An 18,017-nucleotide genomic window follows, 5' to 3' on the forward strand; every position below is an offset into this window, starting at 1 on the left:
GGAAATTGTGGAGATCCATTACCGCTTAGGCATAGATATTGGCGGAACCTTTACGGATGCCATTGTTACAGACGGGCAGGGCCAGATTGTCGCGGCGCTCAAAATACCCTCGATAGCTGATGCTCCCGAACAGGCGATATTCCAGGCATTAGACCAGCTGCAGTCGAAGGGAGTGGACACACGCAAAATTGAACTCTTCGTGCATGGCACTACGCTTGGCGTAAACACGCTGATCGAACGCAGTGGTGCAGTTACCGGGCTGCTCGTGACCAAGGGTTTCCGGGATGTACTCGAAATACGCCGCTTACGGCTTGAGAATACAACTAACCTCTATGGGGATAAAGCGCTGCCGCTTGTCCCGCGCCAGCTTGTAAAAGAAATCGATGAACGTCAGCTCGCAGACAGCAGAGTGCTCACCCCGCTGGACCCGCACCAACTGCTCCAGGCAGTGGATGAATTGGTGCAGGAGGGGGTTACGGCACTAGCCATCAGCTTCCTGCATTCTTATGCCAATGCCGGGCATGAGCAATTGGCCGAACAGCTGATCCGTGAGTGTTATCCGCAACTGCTCATCTGTAGAAGCAGTGCAATCTGGCCGCAGCAGCGAGAGTTCGAGCGGACGCTGGCCACGGTGATGAATGCTTATGTAGGCGAACGGATGGGGTCTTATTTCAAGCGTCTGCAAGAAGGAATCGGACCCTATGGCGTATCGGCGACGCTGCTGTCCACCATGTCAAACGGTGGTATGATGACCGCTGCCCGCGCTGCGGCCGAGCCAGTAAGGACGCTCCTGTCCGGTCCTGCCTCGGGTGTGATTGGCGCAACCTTTATCGCGGAGCAGGCAGGTATTAACCAGGTCGTTACCTTCGACATGGGCGGGACAAGCGTAGATGTCGCCTTAATTGACAAGGAGCCTACCTACTCCACAGAGAATCAGGTGGGCGATTTCCCGGTTATCATTCCTGCGGTAGATGTGACCGCCATCGGAGCGGGCGGAGGCTCGATCGCCTGGGTTGATTCGGTCGGGGTATTGAAGGTAGGGCCGCGCAGTGCAGGCGCCAAGCCGGGCCCGGCGTGCTACAACCGCGGCGGCAAGCAGGCGACAACCACTGATGCCTATTTGCATTTGGGCATTCTGCAGGCAGACCGTTTTCTCGGCGGCCAGATGCAGCTGTTCCCTGAACTGGCTGAACAGGCGCTTACGATTTTGGGTGACCAGCTCGGGCTGACTGCCAAGCAGACGGCGCAGGCCATTCTGGATGTGGCCACCGCGAATATGTATGCCCAATTCTCACCGCTGATGGCGCGAAAAGGAGTCGATCCCCGTGACTTCACTCTGCTTGCCTATGGGGGCGCGGGCCCGATGCATGCTTTTCTGATGACGCGTGAAGTTGGCATCCGCCGGGTGTTGATTCCACCTTCTCCTGGAACGCTTTGTGCTCTGGGCTGTACGGTTGCCAATTTGCGCAACGACTTTGTCTTCACACTTCACAAGCGCAGCCGTGGACTGGATGCCGGAGAACTTCAGACACATTTTTATTCGCTTGAGCAGCAAGGACGCCGCTGGATCGAGGATGAGGCCAAGGGGGGAGTAACTCTGGGCGGTACATACGTCATTTACAGCGCGGATATGCGATATGAAGGACAGGCATTTGATCTGGAGGTTACTCTCTCAGATTCTGATATTTCTGATCCTGAAGAAGCGGAGATTAAATTCCACCGCAAATATGAATCCGTCTTCGGAATCAGCCAGCCGGAGGCGGAAGTCATGTTCGTCAATCTGCGGGCAAGTATCGTCGGGCTTCTGCCAAGTAAGATTAGGGCAGCTTCTCCGCAGGTAGCAGGCAGTGGAAAACCTGTGGAGTCCCGGGGAATCACGTTTGACGGATTGGATTACCAGGCTAAGGTGCTTAATCGGGAGCATCTGAACACAGATACAAGAATCTCCGGTCCGGCTATCCTTGAGGAATATGATACGACGGTGTTTGTACCTCCCGGCTACACAATACACAGAGATGCTAACGGAAATATTATCGGGGAGGCAGATCTATGATTACGGATAAAGTCTTCCTCGAAATCTTCAACAACCGGATTCAGGCAGCAGTAGAGGAAATGGCCAACGTCGTCCTGCGCACCGGCTTTACCGCCTTTGTCAAAGAAACGGGTGATTTCGGCACCTACCTGTTATCGCCGGAAGGCGAGACGTTCGGCTCTCCGCTGAATACGGGATACAACCTCTCCCTGGGAATTCCTGCGGCTACCGCCATCAAGGCAATACACCAGTGGCAGGAAGGTGACATAGTCATCTGCAACGACCCCTATACCACTGGGGGGATGGTGACCCATCTGCCGGATATTCACCTGATTAAGCCTTATTTCCATGACGGCAGGATCATTGCTTTTGGACTTTGCTTCGTACATTCTTCGGATGTCGGCGGAAAGGTTCCGGGCAGCGTATCGCCAAGCGCTTATGACATACATATGGAGGGCATCCGGATTGCGCCGGTCAAGCTGTATGAGGCTGGCTGTATGAATGAGCAGGTGCTCCGGCTGCTGCTGGACAACAGCCGGATCCCCGAGCAGAATCTTGGCGATCTCAAGGCGCTTATGGCTGCGCTGAACAGAGGGGAGCAGCGGCTGAAGGAACTCATCGGCAGATATGGGGCGGAGCAGGTGGAGCAAGGCATTGAGAATCTTCTGGAGTATGCGGAGCTTAAAGCCCGGGCGATCATTCAGGATATCCCCGACGGCTCCTATGACTTCTGGGACTATCTGGAGAAGGGGCCCGGCGGCTATCCGATCCGGCTGCGCTGCCGCATGACAATTACCGGCACGGATATCTATCTGGACTTTAGCGGAACCGACCCGCAGGTTAGAGCTTCGTTTAATATTCCGACGCATAACCAGCAAGGGCACTATATGCTTGTGCCGGCGTTGATCCGCTACTTCCGGACACTGGATCCGGCGATTCCATGGAATTCCGGGATGGTGCGGATGGTGCGCAACTACGCGCCTCCGGCATCGGTGCTCAATCCGGAACCGATGGCGGCGGTAGGTGCGCGAGCGGCGACCTTTATCCGGGTGATGGATGTCATTACAGGGGCGCTGAGCCAGGCGCAGAGCAGCAAGGTGCCGGCTGCTGGAGCAGGTCAAGCCTGCATTGTGATGATGGCAATGACCGATGCTTCCGATGGCAAGAGCAAAGTTGGTGTAATTCAGCCGATCTGTGGCGGATCAGGGGCAAGACCGATGAAGGACGGGATTGACGGGATGGATTTCGCCGTAGGCCATTTGCGGAATATTCCGGCTGAAACGGTTGAGGCGGAGATGCCTGTACTGATTGAACGTTACGGTTTAAGAGCGGATTCAGCCGGAGCCGGCAAATTCAGAGGCGGCAGTGGCATTGACCTGCGCGTCAGGATTCTCAGTCCGGATACCGTGATGACCGCAAGAAATATGGAACGGATGGAATTCCAGCCCTGGGGCCGCTTGGGAGGTGGTGTAGGTAATCATGGAGAAGCGATATTTAATGAAGGCCGGCCAGATGAACGCAACCTTGGCCGGATTGATGAGCTTTTGCTACAACCGGGAGATACCGTGACTTTTCTGTCCCAGGGCGGCGGCGGATATGGAAATCCTTATGAACGGGACCCTGCATTCGTACGGAATGATGTGCAGAAAGGACTTTTGTCGGAAGATCAGGCGCGTGAACAATACGGCGTAGTGCTAAATTCAAATGGCAAAACCTTTGATGAAGCATCCACTAAGCTGCTGCGTAATGGACGCAGTAAGAATCGGGAAGCTTTCAGCTTCGGGGGAGCCAGGACTGCGTTTGAAACGGTCTGGACAGATAAAATGCAGCTCGCCGTGAACGCTGCTCTGAGCAGCTATCCGCTGGCACTTCGGGATTATTTGAAGAGACAGACGATGGCAGAAGCTGAGTCCAGAGTTGCTGCGGGGCATCCAGTTTCGGCTTCAGCAATACCAGAGATCATGGAAGAATTGCGCAGGGGAATAGGGCTGCGCTGATGACAACAGCGGCTATGACCGGAAGGCGACAAAATTAGGAATTATATTAAATAACCTGAAGGAGAGAACCGAATGAGTACTCAAAAACCTAAACGCTCTTATATCTTACCGGCAATGTCGCTTGCCATGATTGTGGCACTGTCAGCTTGTGGAGGGGGAAGCAACGCGAATAATGCTACTGGAAACAATGTTGCTAAAAACAATGCTGCCGGGAAGTCGGAAGATTCGACAGCAGCCGGCAGTGGTGAAAAGGTCAAGCTGACCATGTTTATCTGGGCCGGCTCCAATCAGGATGTGGTTCCTAAGGAAGTCGTAGCAGAGTATGTAAAGAACCATCCGAACGTTGAGGTGACCTTCGAAGAATCCTCCAATGCTGTAATGTATCCGAAGATGCTGGCAGGCAAGCAGGCTGATCCGAACAATCCGATTGTAAACTTCGGTTATTTCAACGCAGATGCTTCAGCCAAAGGCATCAATGACGATATGTGGGAGCCGCTTGACCCGGCCATAGTCACCCATATGAAGGACATTCCCGAAGCCTTCCATACCGCTGATAACAAGGGCATCGTCTGGGGCGTGTCGAGCTTTGCGCTGGTCTACAACAAAGATCTGGTAAAAACACCGCCGACAAGCTGGAACGACCTGTGGGGAAACGAAGAGTTCAAAGGAAAAACTGCATTGTGGGATTACATGTTCTATTCTTATCTGTCCCCGCTTCTGGCTGTAAAAGGGGAAGAACTCGGCGCATCCTACGAGAATCCAGAGCCGGCCTTCCAGTTCTGGGCGGATAACAGCGAGCAGATCGGCACACTGGTTACCTCGAACGACCAGCTTAAGGGTCTGCTCGATTCGGGCGACGCCCTGATTGCTCCGTTCAGCTCACAAGTAGCACAGACTTGGATCGACGGCGGCTCGCCGCTGGCCGTAGCTTATCCTAAGGAAGGTGCGATTTCCTTCCCTTACTCGCTGCAGGTTGTCAAAGGTTCTACGCCGGAGCAGGCAAAAGTGGCCAACGAGATCATTAATGAGCTGCTTAGCGCAGATGCGCTGTCCCGTTACGCCGAGGCGACAGGTACTCCAGTGACAAGCACGGCAGCAGTCATCCCGGATAAATATAAGGATGATCCATCCTTCTCCGTTGAGGAGCAGAGTAAGGGAATGAATCCGGACTGGGATACGCTGGCCAAGAACAGCTCCGCCTGGAAGGAACTGTGGGACCGTCTGGTCAAAACAAAATTATAAACCGGCTGCTGGCAGCAACCGAAGAGATGGGAGTTGGGGACAATGAGTGACGGAGTGGGGCCGATTGCAATCGAGACGCGAAAAGTGAGCAAGTCTTATGCGGGAAATACGGCCGTTAATCAGGTGTCGCTACAGGTGAAACGGGGAGAATTCGTCTCTCTGCTCGGGCCCAGCGGCTGTGGGAAAACCACGCTGCTCCGGCTTCTCGGCGGCCTGGAGCAGCCTGATGAGGGGACTGTGCTGCTGTCGGGACAAGATGTCTCGGGGATCCCGGCCTATGGACGGAATACGAACATGATTTTTCAGCAACTGGCGCTGTTCCCCCATATGGATGTCTACAATAACATCGCTTACGGCTTGAAAGTCAGAAATACCCCGAAGCACGAAATCAAACAGCGAGTACAGGAGATGCTGGAACTGGTGCAGCTTGGCGACTACAGCCAACGCGCCGTCTCCCAGCTATCCGGCGGACAGGCGCAGCGCGTTGCCATTGCCCGCGCCTTAATTAACAAGCCGGAGGTGCTGCTGCTGGACGAACCGCTGTCAGCACTGGATTTGCAGCTGCGGCTGGATATGCAGCGTGAACTGAAAAGGATACAACGTGAATTCGGGGGCACGTTTATCTTCGTTACCCATGATCAGCATGAGGCGATGAACATGTCTGACCGCATCGGTGTCATGCGGGGCGGCAAGCTGCTTCAATATGCAACACCTGATGAAATCTACGAACGGCCCGTGGACAGCTTTGTTGCCAAGTTTATCGGTGACACCAACCTGCTTCGGGTGAAGGTACTTGGTGCGGAAGAAGGCCGGGTCTGGGTTCAAGCCGGCGGCTTGAAGCTTGCCGTGCGCCCGCCGGAAGACCAGCCCCCGCTCCCTGCGGGGAGTACGGGTTCACTCTCCGTCCGTTACGAGTATCTCCGAATCGGAGAAGCAGCAAGTGGCTGCGACAACCGGCTGGAAGGAAGAGTGACCGAATGTGCATATGGCGGTGCAAGCATCAAGTATACGCTGGATATGGGTGGCCATATCCAGCTGCATGCCAGCACTCTGTATCAGCGGGGAGATGCCCGGTATGCTCCGGGCGACTCGCTGCAAATCGGATTCAATCCCGAAGACGGTCTGCTCCTGCCCGTTGATGGACCTCCTCAAAGAGTAGGTTCCTTATGATGAAAGCTACCGGCAAGCTCGTGGGGCTGTTCTCTCCGGGGAACCGAACCTGGGCGGCTCAGCTGCTGCTGCTGTTGCCTGCGCTTGCCTTGATGGGCATCGTGTATCTAGGTGGACTGCTGATCTTCGGCCGGTACAGTTTTGACCTCTACGAGAATGGGAGGCTGATCCGGGACTGGAATCTCGATTCCTACCGTTCTTTCCTGGGAGACCCCTATTATTGGACCTTGATAGGTACCACCTTTCGAGTCGCCGCCAAGGTAACTTTATGGAGTCTGCTGCTTGCCTATCCGCTAGCCTACTGTATTGCCGGCCTGAAAAGGCCAGGCATACAACAGTTCTTCTTGCTGCTAACGTTTCTTCCGCTTCTCGTCAGTGCTGTTGTCAGATCGTATGGATGGCAGCTGCTGTTGTCTAAGCAGGGTTTTATGAACTGGTTGTTCATAAAGATGGGACTGACGGATAGCGGATTTGAGATGATGTATAACGAGACCGGGGTTATCGTTGCGCTTGTACATATCTTTCTGCCGTTTATGGTGTTCCCGATCTTGAATGTGCTTACCCAAACCGATGATTCACTGAAAGCGGCAGCCCATGATCTGGGCGCAGGCAAATGGCGTACGTTTTTAACCATTACACTACCTTTGTCCGTGAGGGGCATTGCGAGCGGGGTGCAGATTGTCTTCACACTCTGCCTGACCGCATTTACAACACCTCAGCTGATCGGAGGCGGGCGTGTCATGACGCTTCCGGTACTGATCTATCAGCGGACATTGGATACGAACTGGCCAATGGCGGCTGTGGCGAGCCTCTTTTTGTTTGCTTCATCAATCCTTGTATCCCTGATTGTGAACAAGGGAGCCGACCGGCTGATGTTCCGGCGTACCCGGACGGGAGTGCAGGCCCATGACTAAAAAACCACGGGATTACAAATGGATTCTCTACGTATGCGCCGGCGCGGTCGGCCTATATCTGCTGCTGCCGTTGTTGATGATCCTGGTGACCTCAGTGAGCAGCGGAGCCTCCAGCAAGTTTCCGCCCGAGGGGCTGACGCTGGGATGGTACAGCCGTCTGGGTGAACAGAAGCAGTTTCTGGAAGCCTTCCGGAACAGTATGCTGTCTTCAGCGGGTGCAGTTCTGCTAGCGCTGGTTACTGGCACTATGGCTGCGCTGGCGATTGTCCATTATCCTTTTCCGGGCAGGGGACTTTTGCGCGCCTTTTTCATGTCGCCAATGGTAATGCCCAAGATTACATTAGGTGTGGCGTATCTGATCCTGTTCTCAAAGATGCACATCGCTGGCGGATTATTTGCCCTGATTCTGGGAGAGGCAGTCATCGTCCTGCCGTTTGTCCTGTCCATTGTTGGCAGCGCTCTCGCCAATCTCAATCCGGCACACCGCGAAGCTGCCGCCGATTTGGGGGCGGGACCGTTTCGCATTTTCTTTACGATCACATTGCCGCAGCTGCGGTTTTCGCTTTTTTTAGCTGGTTCGATTGCCTTTGTCTTCACCTTTGATCAGGTCGAGACGGCACTGCTTATTTTACGTCAGGGAAGTTACACCTTGCCTATACAGCTCTTCTTGTACATGGAAAAATGGCAGGATCCTACGGTCGCTGTCGTGTCCATGGTGCTTATCGCTTTTGCACTTGTTCTGTTTTTTGCAATCAAACTGCTCATCCGCTCCGCACCGGGTCTGGAAAAACTGCTCGGCAGCCGAACGAAGAAAAGGAGGTCTTGAACCTGATGGACAAGCAAATCTCGAATCCTGTTTCCGGAGCCAACCGGCCGCGTGCCGCTGAACTTATGGCAACCAGAGGTCTGGCCGCTCTTGTGGCGACCACGCCGGAAAACATCAACTATATTCTTGGCTCGCAGCTGCGGGCCAGCAACTGGACGATGCAAATTTATGCTGTACTGCCGCGTGAACCGGAAACCCGTCCCTGTGTCATTATCCCTACCAACCGGCTGGGTGTAATCGCGCAGCTGGGGATTACCGGAGCGGATTTATATGTGTATAGTGATTTTTTTGTGGAGGGGTCTGTCGAAGGCAAGCCATCCACTCCGGATATCGATCTTTTTTACGCTTTGCTGCAGAATACGACAACCTATGTGGGTCCGATTGAGGCGTTGGAGGCGGCTCTTGAAGATCTTGGGCTTAAAGGACAAGCAGTAGGAGTGGACGAAATGAGGATCGCTCCGGATCTGCTTGCCAAATTTGCCGCAGGACTTCCCGGCGGACAGGCTGTAGCAGCCTACCAGCTGTTCCGCCAGATCCGGCAGATTAAGACCCCATTTGAAATCGAACGTCTGCGGAAGTCTGCAGCTCTGAACGAGACGATTGAGCAGCAACTAATCGATCTGATCGCCGCGGGTGTGCACGAGAAGGATTTGGCCGACCATTACCGGCTTGCCGTGATGAAAGCAGGGGGCACCCCCGCGATGACGGCAGTTGGTGCGGGTCCGCGCAGCGCACTGCCGCTGATTGAGAATTATTTCCGCGTCATCGAGCAGGGGGATCAGATCCGTTTTGATCTCTGTCTTCAGTTGGACGGATACTGGGGAGATACAGGACGGACTGTAGTGCTTGGAGAAGCCACACCTTGGATGGAACAGCACTTTCATGCGGTGCGCAGCGGCTGGGAGCAGGCGCTTGAAATGATCCGCCCCGGCGTAAAAGCATCTGATGTTTTCCAGGCAGCCGTAGCCAGAGTTCAGAAGGAAGGCATTCCGCATTACCGGCGCCAGCATGTGGGGCATGCCATCGGCCTAGAATTGTACGATGATATAACTCTGTCGCCCGGAGATCACCGCATTCTGGAACAGGGGATGGTGCTGTGTGTGGAAGTTCCTTATTATGAACTGGGCGCAGGCGGATTTCAGATTGAAGATACGATCGTGGTGACAGCAGACGGCTACGAGTTCTTAACACAGATGGAACGAAAGCTGTTCCGCAAATAACAAGGAGGGTTCCGGTCACCCTGTCCTGTTCTGACAATCGGAGTTTCTCCAGAAAAGAAAGTAGGGAGCAATGAAAATTCAGCAGGGTTCAAAATCGTTCCGAAATATTAGTCTTGCACTGTTTGCCGGAGGTTTTGTCACATTTGCGCTTCTTTATACCCTGCAGCCTTTGATGCCGGAAATTACCGAAGCGTTTGGAATCACGCCGACGGAAGCCAGTTTAACCTTGTCGGTCACCACTCTATCCATGGCATTGACCATGCTGTTCATCGGTTCCATATCCGATGCGGTTGGCCGCAGAGCCATCATGACGGCCTCTCTGGTTGCAACTTCCGTGATCGCCGTCATTTCCGCTTTTAGCCCGCTTTTCCCCGTATTGCTGCTGTTGCGTATATTGCAAGGTATTGCGCTCGCCGGATTGCCCGCTATAGCAATGACTTATCTTGTGGAAGAAATCGACCCCCTCAGTCTGGGCTATGCAATGGGACTTTATATTAGCGGCAACTCCATTGGAGGGATGGGGGGCCGGATCATCAGCGGGTTGTTGACCGACTGGTTTGACTGGCGCGCAGCTGTCGGTGTCATTGGCGTGTTGGGTCTGGCTGCGGCTATGATATTCTGGATGGTGATTCCGCCTTCACGCCATTTCGTGAAGCAGACAGGCAAGCTGGGCCAGGTGATTCCTCTGCTCTGGTCGCAATGCCGTAATCCGCGGCTCCTTTGTCTGTATGGGCTAGGCTTCCTGCTAATGGGCAGCTTTGTCACCTTGTTTAATTATATTGGCTTCGAGTTGACCGGTGAACCGTACAATCTTAGCCAGTCACTGGCCGGCAGCATTTTCGTCGTGTATCTGATGGGAACCTTCAGTTCCACCTGGATGGGACGGCTGGCTGACCGGTATGGCCGTACCGGTGTTATTAGGTTAGCCCTTGCCATCATTTTAACGGGAGCACTTTGCACGCTGCATCCCTTCTTATGGGTCAAAATCATCGGCCTTGCGCTGTTCGCCTTTGGTTTCTTCGGTGGCCATTCCATTGCCAGCAGCTGGGTGGGCCTGGTAGCCGATGAACATAAGTCGCAGGCCAATGCACTGTATCTCTTTTTCTACTACGTAGGCTCTAGTGTGAGCGGTACAGGCGGCGGGGTGCTGTACAGCCATTTTGGCTGGTTCGGCATCATCGGCATGATCGCAGCCTATGTGGCAATTAGCCTGATGTTATGCGGCTTCCTAGTGCACAAGAGCGGGGGAGGGATTCAGAAACTTTAATTCCATAAACTAAGAAGAGGCAGCCGACGGACGGCTGTCTTTTTTGTATGATCGCTGATTGAGGATAGACTATAAGTTCATCAAATGACGTCCGTTTTCAGCAGTGAAGGAAATATCTGCTTGTCTACTTTCCTTAAAAAACTTGGTAAGGTAGAGGTTAGCAATTAATAAGAGGTGAAAAGTTGTCATGAATAAGAAACACTGTTTGTTCTGCGATGAGATTGTTCCCATTAAACCGGAAGGCGATTACGATAGATATATTGGCTGTGCCTGTTCACCCGGCGGTTTCTATAGCCTTCGGAGAGACAGCTATGAACCTATTAATTCGTTGCCGCACCCCAAGAAACGCGACATGCTTCATTTAATATCAGCTTATATCCGGGAGTTGACCGATTGTGATGAAAAGGTCACTCTAGCCGCCAACGACTTAGAGTCGATTGCAAATTCTCCGAAAATACCCGTTACCATTGAAGATAAAGGAAACCGTCTATTGCAATATTTGTACAGACATTCCGAAGGACCGGAGGAACCTGTGGTCATTCAACCACTCTCCAGCAGCTATAATTTGACCTATTCGCCCAATCTGCAAGAGCTGGTCTATATCATTGATAAGCTGATCAATGAGCAGTTGCTCATCAGGGAAGGTATGTCTTTTAAGCTTACCGGCAAAGGATGGAGTGAAGCCGCTGCGAACGCCGGAGGAAAAAAATTAAAGCCTTGCGTCGTTCTCATCTCGGATGAGGGGGATATGCGCACGGAGTGGCTGGAAATACTGTTGCCGAAAATCGAGCAGTGCGGTTATCTGCCGCGATTGCTTACACATACAAAAACGCAGAGCCGTGAACAGTATTCCTTGGAGCTTATCGCGGACAGTAAACTGATGATAGCGGACTTATCCGGTCAATCCCCCGAGGTGTATTTTGCAGCGGGATATGCGCTCGGTTTAAACATTCCGGTGATCTGGACCGTAAACGGCAGCGATGCCGATAACCTTTTTGTACAAATCCAAGATATCCGTCCGATGGTTTGGGATACAGCCGAGGAGCTGGCAGTACTACTCCAGCAGAAGTTGAGTTTATAGAGAATTTCCAGGACATGACCCGGTAAACGAAGCAAAAATAAATAACAGGCGTCTCTCATAGAGGAGGGCGCCTGTTATTTATTTTACTGATATAGATTTCCCCACAATTAAAATTCAGGATTTTTTGGCAATCATCTTTTTCAACTTGATTTCGGACTCTTTCCCGGTTGACTGTCCCACTTGTTGGATGAAGAAGGAAAGCAGCAAGGCGAGAATGCCGATTCCCACAATAACGAGGTAGGCATCATTTATGCCCTGGATGGACGCTTCCATCATCATGTGTTCCTGGGTTGCGCTTTTTGCGCCACTTGCGCCCATAAGATTCTGCAAATGAGTTGTGGTACGGCTCGTCATGATGGTTACCAGCAAAGAAGTACCTATGGCACCCGCGACTTGTTTAACGGTATTGGAGATTGCGGTGCCATGCGCATGAAGCTTCGCCGGCAATTGATTTAATCCTGCGGTTTGAATAGGCATCAGGAACATCGCCATTCCGATCTGCCGGCCTGTTGACATGAACACCAGATAGATATAGCTGGTAGAGTCCGTTAAATTAACAAAACTTAGGGTCGTGGTGATCGTTATAAGCAGACCGATGATGGCAAGCCATTTTGCTCCGAACCGGTCGAACAGCTTTCCGGTGACCGGCATAAGCAATCCCATCACAAGCGAGCCGGGAAGCAGCAGTAAGCCGGACTCCATGGCCGTATAGCCGCGGGCACTCTGCAGGTACAGGGGAAGCAGAATCATATCCGCATACATCACGATTGTAACTGCGATACTGATGACGGTGGTTAAGGAGAACATCTTATATTTGAAGGCCCGGAGATCAAGAAGCGGATGTATGGAAGCCAACTGCCGCCAAGTAAACAGGGCAAGAGAAAGGATACCCGCACCAAGAGACAAGAGCACCTCTACACTCGACCAGCCTGCGCTGCCGGCCCGGCTGAAGCCATACAGCAAAGCGCCAAAGCCGAGGGTGGATAGGGCCACGCTAATCATATCAATCTTGGGATAGGAGCGTTTCGATACATTCTTCAAATAAATAAATCCGCAGACAATAACAAGGACAGTGGGGGGGATGATCCCATAGAACATGGTTTCCCAACTGTAATGTTCCAGGATATATCCTGCCAAAGTAGGTCCAATCGCAGGGGCAAATATAATCGCCAATCCGACCATGCCCATGGCAGCGCCTCTCTTTTCCGGAGGGAAAAGCGTTAAAATAACATTGATGAGCAGCGGCATGATAATTCCTGCGCCAGTTGCCTGAATCAAACGCCCGGTAAGCAGAACGGGGAAGCTAGCCGCGAGGGCTGCTACGACCGTTCCAGCGAGGAAAATAAACATGGAAGTCTGGAAAAGCTGCCGGGTAGTAAAACGCTGCATTAAATAAGCCGTAATCGGAATCAGTACACCGTTCACCAGCATATAGCCTGTTGTCAGCCACTGGGCGGTTGCCGCTGAGATGTTGAAGTCATTCATTAATTCCGGCATGGCAACGCCCATCACCGTCTGATTCAACGTCGCAAGAAAAGCTCCAAAAATCATAATGAACAAAATAGGTCCTCTTTTTAGGACACTGATGTTTACTTCTCTCTGTTTACTCACTTACTCCATCCTTTCAATGGTACCTTTTTCTTTTTGAGCAGCATGCAAATCCCTATTAGAAAAAATAAAATACTGCATCCCATTCCAAATAAAGCGCTGGAGCTGATGGCATTGGGCGATTTCTCCATCATAAGCAGAGTGTATTGAGTCACCACAATGGAAACCATTGCGTCTACAAAGCTAATCATTTTCAGTGAAGAAACGATAGGTCCCTTCAGATGCCGGTTAGCCAAGGTACCGTAAATGGCAATACCAAGCTTGGTAAAAGCAACCGCTGCTACCAGATAAACAATGTAACCTCTAAACATGAAAGCATCTCCGGCAACATACATCCGCAGGCAGACCAACAGATAGGAGATCCCGAGAAGACAAAGGAAAGTGCCACTGCGTTGATAAACAATAAATTCCATGTTATATCTTTGTGCGGGGCCTTCAATAGTTTTGGCCACTCGATATTTATAAAGTGCCTGACCTCTTGCGGCAAAGAGGATTATGTAATACACCGCGTTAATCATGAACCATCCAGATAGGAGATACACACCGAGGATCAACTTGCCGATGCCGATCAAAGCATTGATTGTAAGTGATGCAACGTTTGTTAAGGCAGTTCGGTCTTGATAATCGACCAGATAGCGGTCAAATAAACACTTAATCACTTCCCCAGCAGGGCATTAGCCTTTTCGCACACCTCGTAAATCTCGTCATACTTCTGATCGATCAGAGGCGTTACCTTGTTCGTTTTTTTCTTGCTGATACCGCTGAAGAGAAAATACGGGATGATCCAGCCTACAAAACCGGGGACTGCCAGAATTATTGTAAGAGGCAGCAGATCAGCTTGATTAGCAAACACAGAGCCAGCCATGAACGCTGTTCCAATAACACCGATAACATAGGCAACGACAGAAGCACCGATGACCTTGGAACTTTCCAGCGTTTCAATTTCGTTAACGGAGGCATCGAATTGGCGTTGCAGGCGGGTCAGCTCGGCTTTATTACGGATCTTCCGGTCCCGCTTAAACTTCATGGTTACAGAACCAACATTCTGAACTGAGGTCGAAGTACCCTCCAGCGCCCAGCCGAAGTTGTTATACCCGTCTACATACACCGACTCCATTTTGCGTTTTACCGTAACGTCCTTGTACTCATAACCGACGAAATTAGATTCGTTTCTTGTGATCTCACTCATAATAATGTCTCCTTTATTAATTAAGTTGATGTTGAAGCTTTCCTGTTTCACTTGACTTGATCATCTTACTGCCGAGATATTTATGAATTGCTTATAAAATGTTTATAAAATATTAATTGAACAATCGTTATGAACCGGAATTGGAAGATATGTTGTCTAATATAAAAAGCAGCCTGAATTCGTGTTCCGAATTCAGGCTGCTTTATCTTCAAAAGCCGAAAAGACTCCGACCTCTGTAGGCGGAGATGAATCGGCGGTTTTCAACTATTCAGCGAACATATGTGCTACACTGTAAGAAAATACTACAAAAGGGGGTGTCGCACATGATCGTTCATCAAGCCTATAAATACCGCATCTACCCGAATACCGAGCAACAGCAACTCATTCGTCGAATGTTTGGCTGTTGCCGCTTTGTGTTCAATCATTTCCTGGAAGAGTGGAACCAAACCTATGCCGAGACAGGCAAAGGTTTGTCCTATCAGACCTGTGCGACACAGCTCCCCTTCCTAAAAACACAATATGACTGGCTCAAAGAAGTCGATAGTATTGCTTTACAGTCCGCCGTTCGGCATGTGGCAGATAGCTTTGACCGCTTTTTCAAAAAGCAAAATCAAGCGCCTCGCTTCAAAAGCCGGAAGCATCCAGTACAAAGCTACACCACGAAATTCACGAACGGAAATATCGCCATTGAAGGCAACCAATTGAAGCTTCCCAAGCTCGGCTGGATGCGTTTCGCCAACTCTCGGAAGCTGGAGGGTCGTATACTGTCCGCTACGGTACGGCAAAACGCCAGCGATAAGTATTTTGTCTCCCTGGTTTGCGAGGTCGAAAAGACCCCGCTCCCACAAGCAGATGCACATATCGGCATTGACTTGGGGCTTAAGGAATACGCTGTGTGCTCCAACGGCGAGCATTTTGCCAACCCCAGGTTTTACCGTCAATATGAGAAAAAGCTTGCGCTGTGGCAGCGGCGTTTGGCGAGACGCACACCAGGGGGCTCCAACTGGAAGAAAGCCAAGAAACACATTGCCCGTATTCACGAACACATTGCAAATTCCCGGAACGATTTTCTCCACAAGATGACAACGAAGCTGATCCGTGAGTGCCAAACGATCAGCATCGAACATCTGCATGTGGCGAATATGATTCAAAATCCCAAACTCTCCAAGTCCATCGCTGATGCGTCCTGGGGCGAATGGGTGCGTCAACTGACGTATAAAGCATCCTGGTATGGACGAACCCTCCGGGTTGCCGACACCTTCGAGCCGACCAGTCAGCAGTGCCACGTATGCGGCACGATCCATCCCGAAGTGAAGAACCTCTCGATTCGAGAATGGACATGTGTAGCTTGCGGAACACACCATGATCGGGATGAAAATGCGGCTCATAATATCAAACAGGTAGCGGTATAGCAATTACCTATAAAAATAAAACATAGAACTGCGGGAACGCAGGGATCGCTTGCCCATAAGAGGAGGTTGCTCCTCTGTTCGCAAGAATCCACCCCTTCAAGCGTCAGCTAAGTGGTGGAGATTCAATCGATCTTATCCATTCAATCGCATGGGGAAGAGCTTACTTCTCCACTTTCAATTTGACTGTGAATGTTGTACCCTGGTCGGGCTCACTCCTAACCGTTATGGCACCGCCCACCAGTTCAATGACCCGCAGCGAAAGAGCAAGTCCAAGGCCGTTTCCCTCCCCGGAGTGGGAAGTATCTCCCTGATAGAATTTATCGAAAATATGCTTCATCGTTTCTTCGTCCATGCCGCAGCCAGTGTCTGCTACCGTAACCGTAATCGTATCTTTATCTGAAGTCTGCGATAAGGTGATCGTTCCGCCGGGGGCTGTAAATTTCAGCGCATTGGAGAGAAGATTAAGCCACACGATCTCAAGCATACTTTCATCTGCACGAATGATGGCACGGTCCTCTATGTCCGCCGCAAATTCGATATTCTTCGCTTCCCAGGAATTTTCAAAAGTAAGGGCGCAATCGCATAGCTGTCTGCACAGATCATAGGGTTCGGCAACGTGATTAATCTCCTGATTATCCAATTTGTTCAGCTTCAGAATATTGATCACCAGCGTCGTTAATTTTTGGGAGGCCGAAATGATTGTATTAGTATATTCTGTACGAAGTTTCGGCGACAGATCAACCTTTTGCAGCGCCATAGCGTAACTATGAATGACGGATAGGGGGGTTTTAATTTCATGGGACACATTGGATATGAAATCGTTTTTGAGTGTTTCGATGCTGCCGAGCTCTTCAACCATCTTGTTAAAATCCTCGAACATTACGTCCACATAATCCTTCTTATCCGCTCTATGGAGTGGTTCCAGATAGACAGAAAAATCGCCTTCCGCTACCTGTTTTGCGGCCTCGCTGAGTTTTCTCATGGGCTTATCAAAGGTTTTGTACTTCTGCCTTGCGGTGAAAAGGCAGAAGATGAGGGCAACGATGATCCAATATCCCGTGATCCCGAAGATGTATTGCGGTGGAACGTTTTCTACGGAAAGATAGGCATCGTAGATCAGCGCTTGCCCTGCGGTCAGCGTGGACAGCACAATAAAGGTCCAGAAAAACTCTTTCCATGAAAAATGCTGCGATTTGAGCCGGAGCTTCTCTTTCTTTATCTTCCTCATTGCAGCACTGCCTTGTAACCAAGTCCATGAACCGTCATGATCTTGAAATCCTCACAGCAGGAGAACTTGTCCCGAAGTTTAACAATATATACATCCACGGCACGCAGGCTTGTTTCGCTGCCAATGCCCCAAAATTCATCCATAAGCTGGGCACGGGAAAAGGTATGTTTGGGATAGGAAAGCATCTTGTAGAGTATGTTGAATTCCCGTAGCGTCACCGAAATTTCCTCACCGTTTACCGTTGCGGTCATCTCATCTGCGTCCATCATAAGACTTCCTACCGCCAGTTTCTTTTCATGAGCAATATTCGCCCGTCGAAGCAGAGCACCCACACGCATTACCAGTTCGTCCATATTGACCGGTTTGACCATGTAATCGTCAATCCCTGCACGAAACCCTTTTTGTTTCGAGGAAATATCGTCACGGGCGGTAACAAAAAGAATAGGGATAGTCTTGTTAATAGCCCTGACCGTTTCCACAAATTCAAAGCCATCAATCTCCGGCATCATAACGTCTGAGATGATAAGGTCGTACAGACTGTTATACATCAAATCATATGCCTCGCGTGGGTTTAAACACCCTTTAGCATCGTATCCGTTATCACACAGATAGGTGCAAATAATTTGATTGAGCTTTATATCATCCTCCACAACAAGGATATTGACCATGAAAAAACCATCCTTTCTAAGGAAACTAAAATTAGTATAAGAGTCAAATGTTAAAAAAATGTTTGGATGGAGGGATGAACGAAAAAACCCCTCCAAGTATAACAGTAATGTGATGCTTTTTACTGTCTACCTAAAGGGGATAATGTAATATCACTCAGAAATA

The 18,017-nt window shown here is 50.8% G+C and carries 15 protein-coding genes; 10 read left to right on the forward strand and 5 right to left on the reverse strand.

Annotated elements, in window-relative coordinates:
- Positions 1-7: 7 nt before the first annotated feature.
- The 9 genes from H70357_RS17205 (at position 8) to H70357_RS17245 (ending at position 11,749) form a co-directional block, all read left to right on the forward strand.
- A complete protein-coding gene (locus tag H70357_RS17205) occupies positions 8-2,053 on the forward strand; it encodes a hydantoinase/oxoprolinase family protein (protein WP_052092083.1) in 2,046 nt (681 codons plus the stop codon).
- Positions 2,050-4,029 carry a hydantoinase B/oxoprolinase family protein gene (locus tag H70357_RS17210; RefSeq protein WP_038591942.1) on the forward strand — a complete coding sequence of 660 codons (1,980 nt, stop codon included), beginning with the start codon at positions 2,050-2,052 and terminating at the stop codon, positions 4,027-4,029. Before H70357_RS17205 ends, H70357_RS17210 begins: the two co-directional genes overlap by 4 nt.
- 72 nt (positions 4,030-4,101) lie before the next feature.
- Positions 4,102-5,271, forward strand: a complete 1,170-nt coding sequence (locus H70357_RS17215; RefSeq protein ID WP_038591945.1) for an ABC transporter substrate-binding protein — start codon at positions 4,102-4,104, stop codon at positions 5,269-5,271.
- Positions 5,272-5,313: 42 nt separating this feature from the next.
- Positions 5,314-6,441 (forward strand): ABC transporter ATP-binding protein, encoded by a 1,128-nt coding sequence (locus H70357_RS17220; protein ID WP_038591947.1) that lies wholly within the window; start codon positions 5,314-5,316, stop codon positions 6,439-6,441.
- Positions 6,438-7,355: an ABC transporter permease gene (locus H70357_RS17225; protein ID WP_038591950.1), complete on the forward strand. Its 918-nt coding sequence runs from the start codon at positions 6,438-6,440 to the stop codon at positions 7,353-7,355. The genes H70357_RS17220 and H70357_RS17225 overlap by 4 nt, the downstream gene beginning before the upstream one ends.
- Positions 7,348-8,181, forward strand: coding sequence for an ABC transporter permease (locus H70357_RS17230; RefSeq protein ID WP_038591952.1), 834 nt, complete (start codon positions 7,348-7,350; stop codon positions 8,179-8,181). The genes H70357_RS17225 and H70357_RS17230 overlap by 8 nt, the downstream gene beginning before the upstream one ends.
- A gap of 5 nt (positions 8,182-8,186) precedes the next feature.
- On the forward strand, positions 8,187-9,401 hold the full coding sequence (locus H70357_RS17235; protein ID WP_038591955.1) for a M24 family metallopeptidase: 1,215 nt from the start codon (positions 8,187-8,189) through the stop codon (positions 9,399-9,401).
- A gap of 70 nt (positions 9,402-9,471) precedes the next feature.
- Positions 9,472-10,668 carry an MFS transporter gene (locus H70357_RS17240; RefSeq protein WP_038591957.1) on the forward strand — a complete coding sequence of 399 codons (1,197 nt, stop codon included), beginning with the start codon at positions 9,472-9,474 and terminating at the stop codon, positions 10,666-10,668.
- 187 nt (positions 10,669-10,855) lie between these two features.
- Positions 10,856-11,749 carry a hypothetical protein gene (locus H70357_RS17245; RefSeq protein WP_038591960.1) on the forward strand — a complete coding sequence of 298 codons (894 nt, stop codon included), beginning with the start codon at positions 10,856-10,858 and terminating at the stop codon, positions 11,747-11,749.
- Between the two features lie 114 nt (positions 11,750-11,863).
- Here H70357_RS17245 and H70357_RS17250 read toward each other — a convergent pair whose 3' ends face one another.
- From H70357_RS17250 to H70357_RS17260, 3 genes are read right to left on the reverse strand one after another with little or no spacing between them, the layout of a single operon-like run.
- Positions 11,864-13,300, reverse strand: coding sequence for a DHA2 family efflux MFS transporter permease subunit (locus H70357_RS17250; RefSeq protein WP_081966194.1), 1,437 nt, complete (start codon positions 13,298-13,300; stop codon positions 11,864-11,866).
- A 56-nt stretch (positions 13,301-13,356) separates the two neighbouring features.
- Complete coding sequence (locus tag H70357_RS35335) at positions 13,357-14,016, reverse strand: hypothetical protein (protein ID WP_231578273.1); 660 nt, start codon at positions 14,014-14,016, stop codon at positions 13,357-13,359.
- The gene (locus tag H70357_RS17260; protein WP_038591965.1) at positions 14,013-14,546 is read right to left on the reverse strand and encodes a hypothetical protein; all 534 of its coding nucleotides are present in this window, start codon (positions 14,544-14,546) and stop codon (positions 14,013-14,015) included. The genes H70357_RS35335 and H70357_RS17260 overlap by 4 nt, the downstream gene beginning before the upstream one ends.
- A 323-nt stretch (positions 14,547-14,869) precedes the next feature.
- On the opposite strand from H70357_RS17260, the gene tnpB reads away from it, so the two are divergent.
- The gene (tnpB, locus tag H70357_RS17265) at positions 14,870-15,958 is read left to right on the forward strand and encodes an IS200/IS605 family element RNA-guided endonuclease TnpB (RefSeq protein WP_038591967.1); all 1,089 of its coding nucleotides are present in this window, start codon (positions 14,870-14,872) and stop codon (positions 15,956-15,958) included.
- Between the two features lie 160 nt (positions 15,959-16,118).
- Here tnpB and H70357_RS17270 read toward each other — a convergent pair whose 3' ends face one another.
- Together H70357_RS17270 and H70357_RS17275 are read right to left on the reverse strand one after the other, a co-directional pair.
- Positions 16,119-17,186, reverse strand: a complete 1,068-nt coding sequence (locus H70357_RS17270) for a HAMP domain-containing sensor histidine kinase (protein WP_038591970.1) — start codon at positions 17,184-17,186, stop codon at positions 16,119-16,121.
- Positions 17,183-17,854 (reverse strand): response regulator transcription factor, encoded by a 672-nt coding sequence (locus H70357_RS17275; protein ID WP_038591972.1) that lies wholly within the window; start codon positions 17,852-17,854, stop codon positions 17,183-17,185. Before H70357_RS17275 ends, H70357_RS17270 begins: the two co-directional genes overlap by 4 nt.
- Between the last annotated feature and the right edge of the window lie 163 nt (positions 17,855-18,017).

Origin of the sequence: Paenibacillus sp. FSL H7-0357 (assembly GCF_000758525.1) — a bacterium.
Lineage (GTDB): Bacteria > Bacillota > Bacilli > Paenibacillales > Paenibacillaceae > Paenibacillus_AQ.

Excerpts from the sequence above, each read along its gene's own strand:
- H70357_RS17245 (WP_038591960.1), top strand. The coding sequence starts at position 10,856 with ATGAATAAGAAACACTGTTTGTTCTGCGATGAGATTGTTCCCATTAAA.
- H70357_RS17235 (WP_038591955.1), top strand. The coding sequence starts at position 8,187 with ATGGACAAGCAAATCTCGAATCCTGTTTCCGGAGCCAACCGGCCGCGT.
- H70357_RS17270 (WP_038591970.1), bottom strand. The coding sequence starts at position 17,186 with ATGAGGAAGATAAAGAAAGAGAAGCTCCGGCTCAAATCGCAGCATTTT.
- H70357_RS17220 (WP_038591947.1), top strand. The coding sequence starts at position 5,314 with ATGAGTGACGGAGTGGGGCCGATTGCAATCGAGACGCGAAAAGTGAGC.
- H70357_RS17240 (WP_038591957.1), top strand. The coding sequence starts at position 9,472 with ATGAAAATTCAGCAGGGTTCAAAATCGTTCCGAAATATTAGTCTTGCA.
- H70357_RS17275 (WP_038591972.1), bottom strand. The coding sequence starts at position 17,854 with ATGGTCAATATCCTTGTTGTGGAGGATGATATAAAGCTCAATCAAATT.
- tnpB (WP_038591967.1), top strand. The coding sequence starts at position 14,870 with ATGATCGTTCATCAAGCCTATAAATACCGCATCTACCCGAATACCGAG.
- H70357_RS17225 (WP_038591950.1), top strand. The coding sequence starts at position 6,438 with ATGATGAAAGCTACCGGCAAGCTCGTGGGGCTGTTCTCTCCGGGGAAC.
- H70357_RS17250 (WP_081966194.1), bottom strand. The coding sequence starts at position 13,300 with ATGATTTTTGGAGCTTTTCTTGCGACGTTGAATCAGACGGTGATGGGC.
- H70357_RS17260 (WP_038591965.1), bottom strand. The coding sequence starts at position 14,546 with ATGAGTGAGATCACAAGAAACGAATCTAATTTCGTCGGTTATGAGTAC.
- H70357_RS17215 (WP_038591945.1), top strand. The coding sequence starts at position 4,102 with ATGAGTACTCAAAAACCTAAACGCTCTTATATCTTACCGGCAATGTCG.
- H70357_RS17210 (WP_038591942.1), top strand. The coding sequence starts at position 2,050 with ATGATTACGGATAAAGTCTTCCTCGAAATCTTCAACAACCGGATTCAG.
- H70357_RS17230 (WP_038591952.1), top strand. The coding sequence starts at position 7,348 with ATGACTAAAAAACCACGGGATTACAAATGGATTCTCTACGTATGCGCC.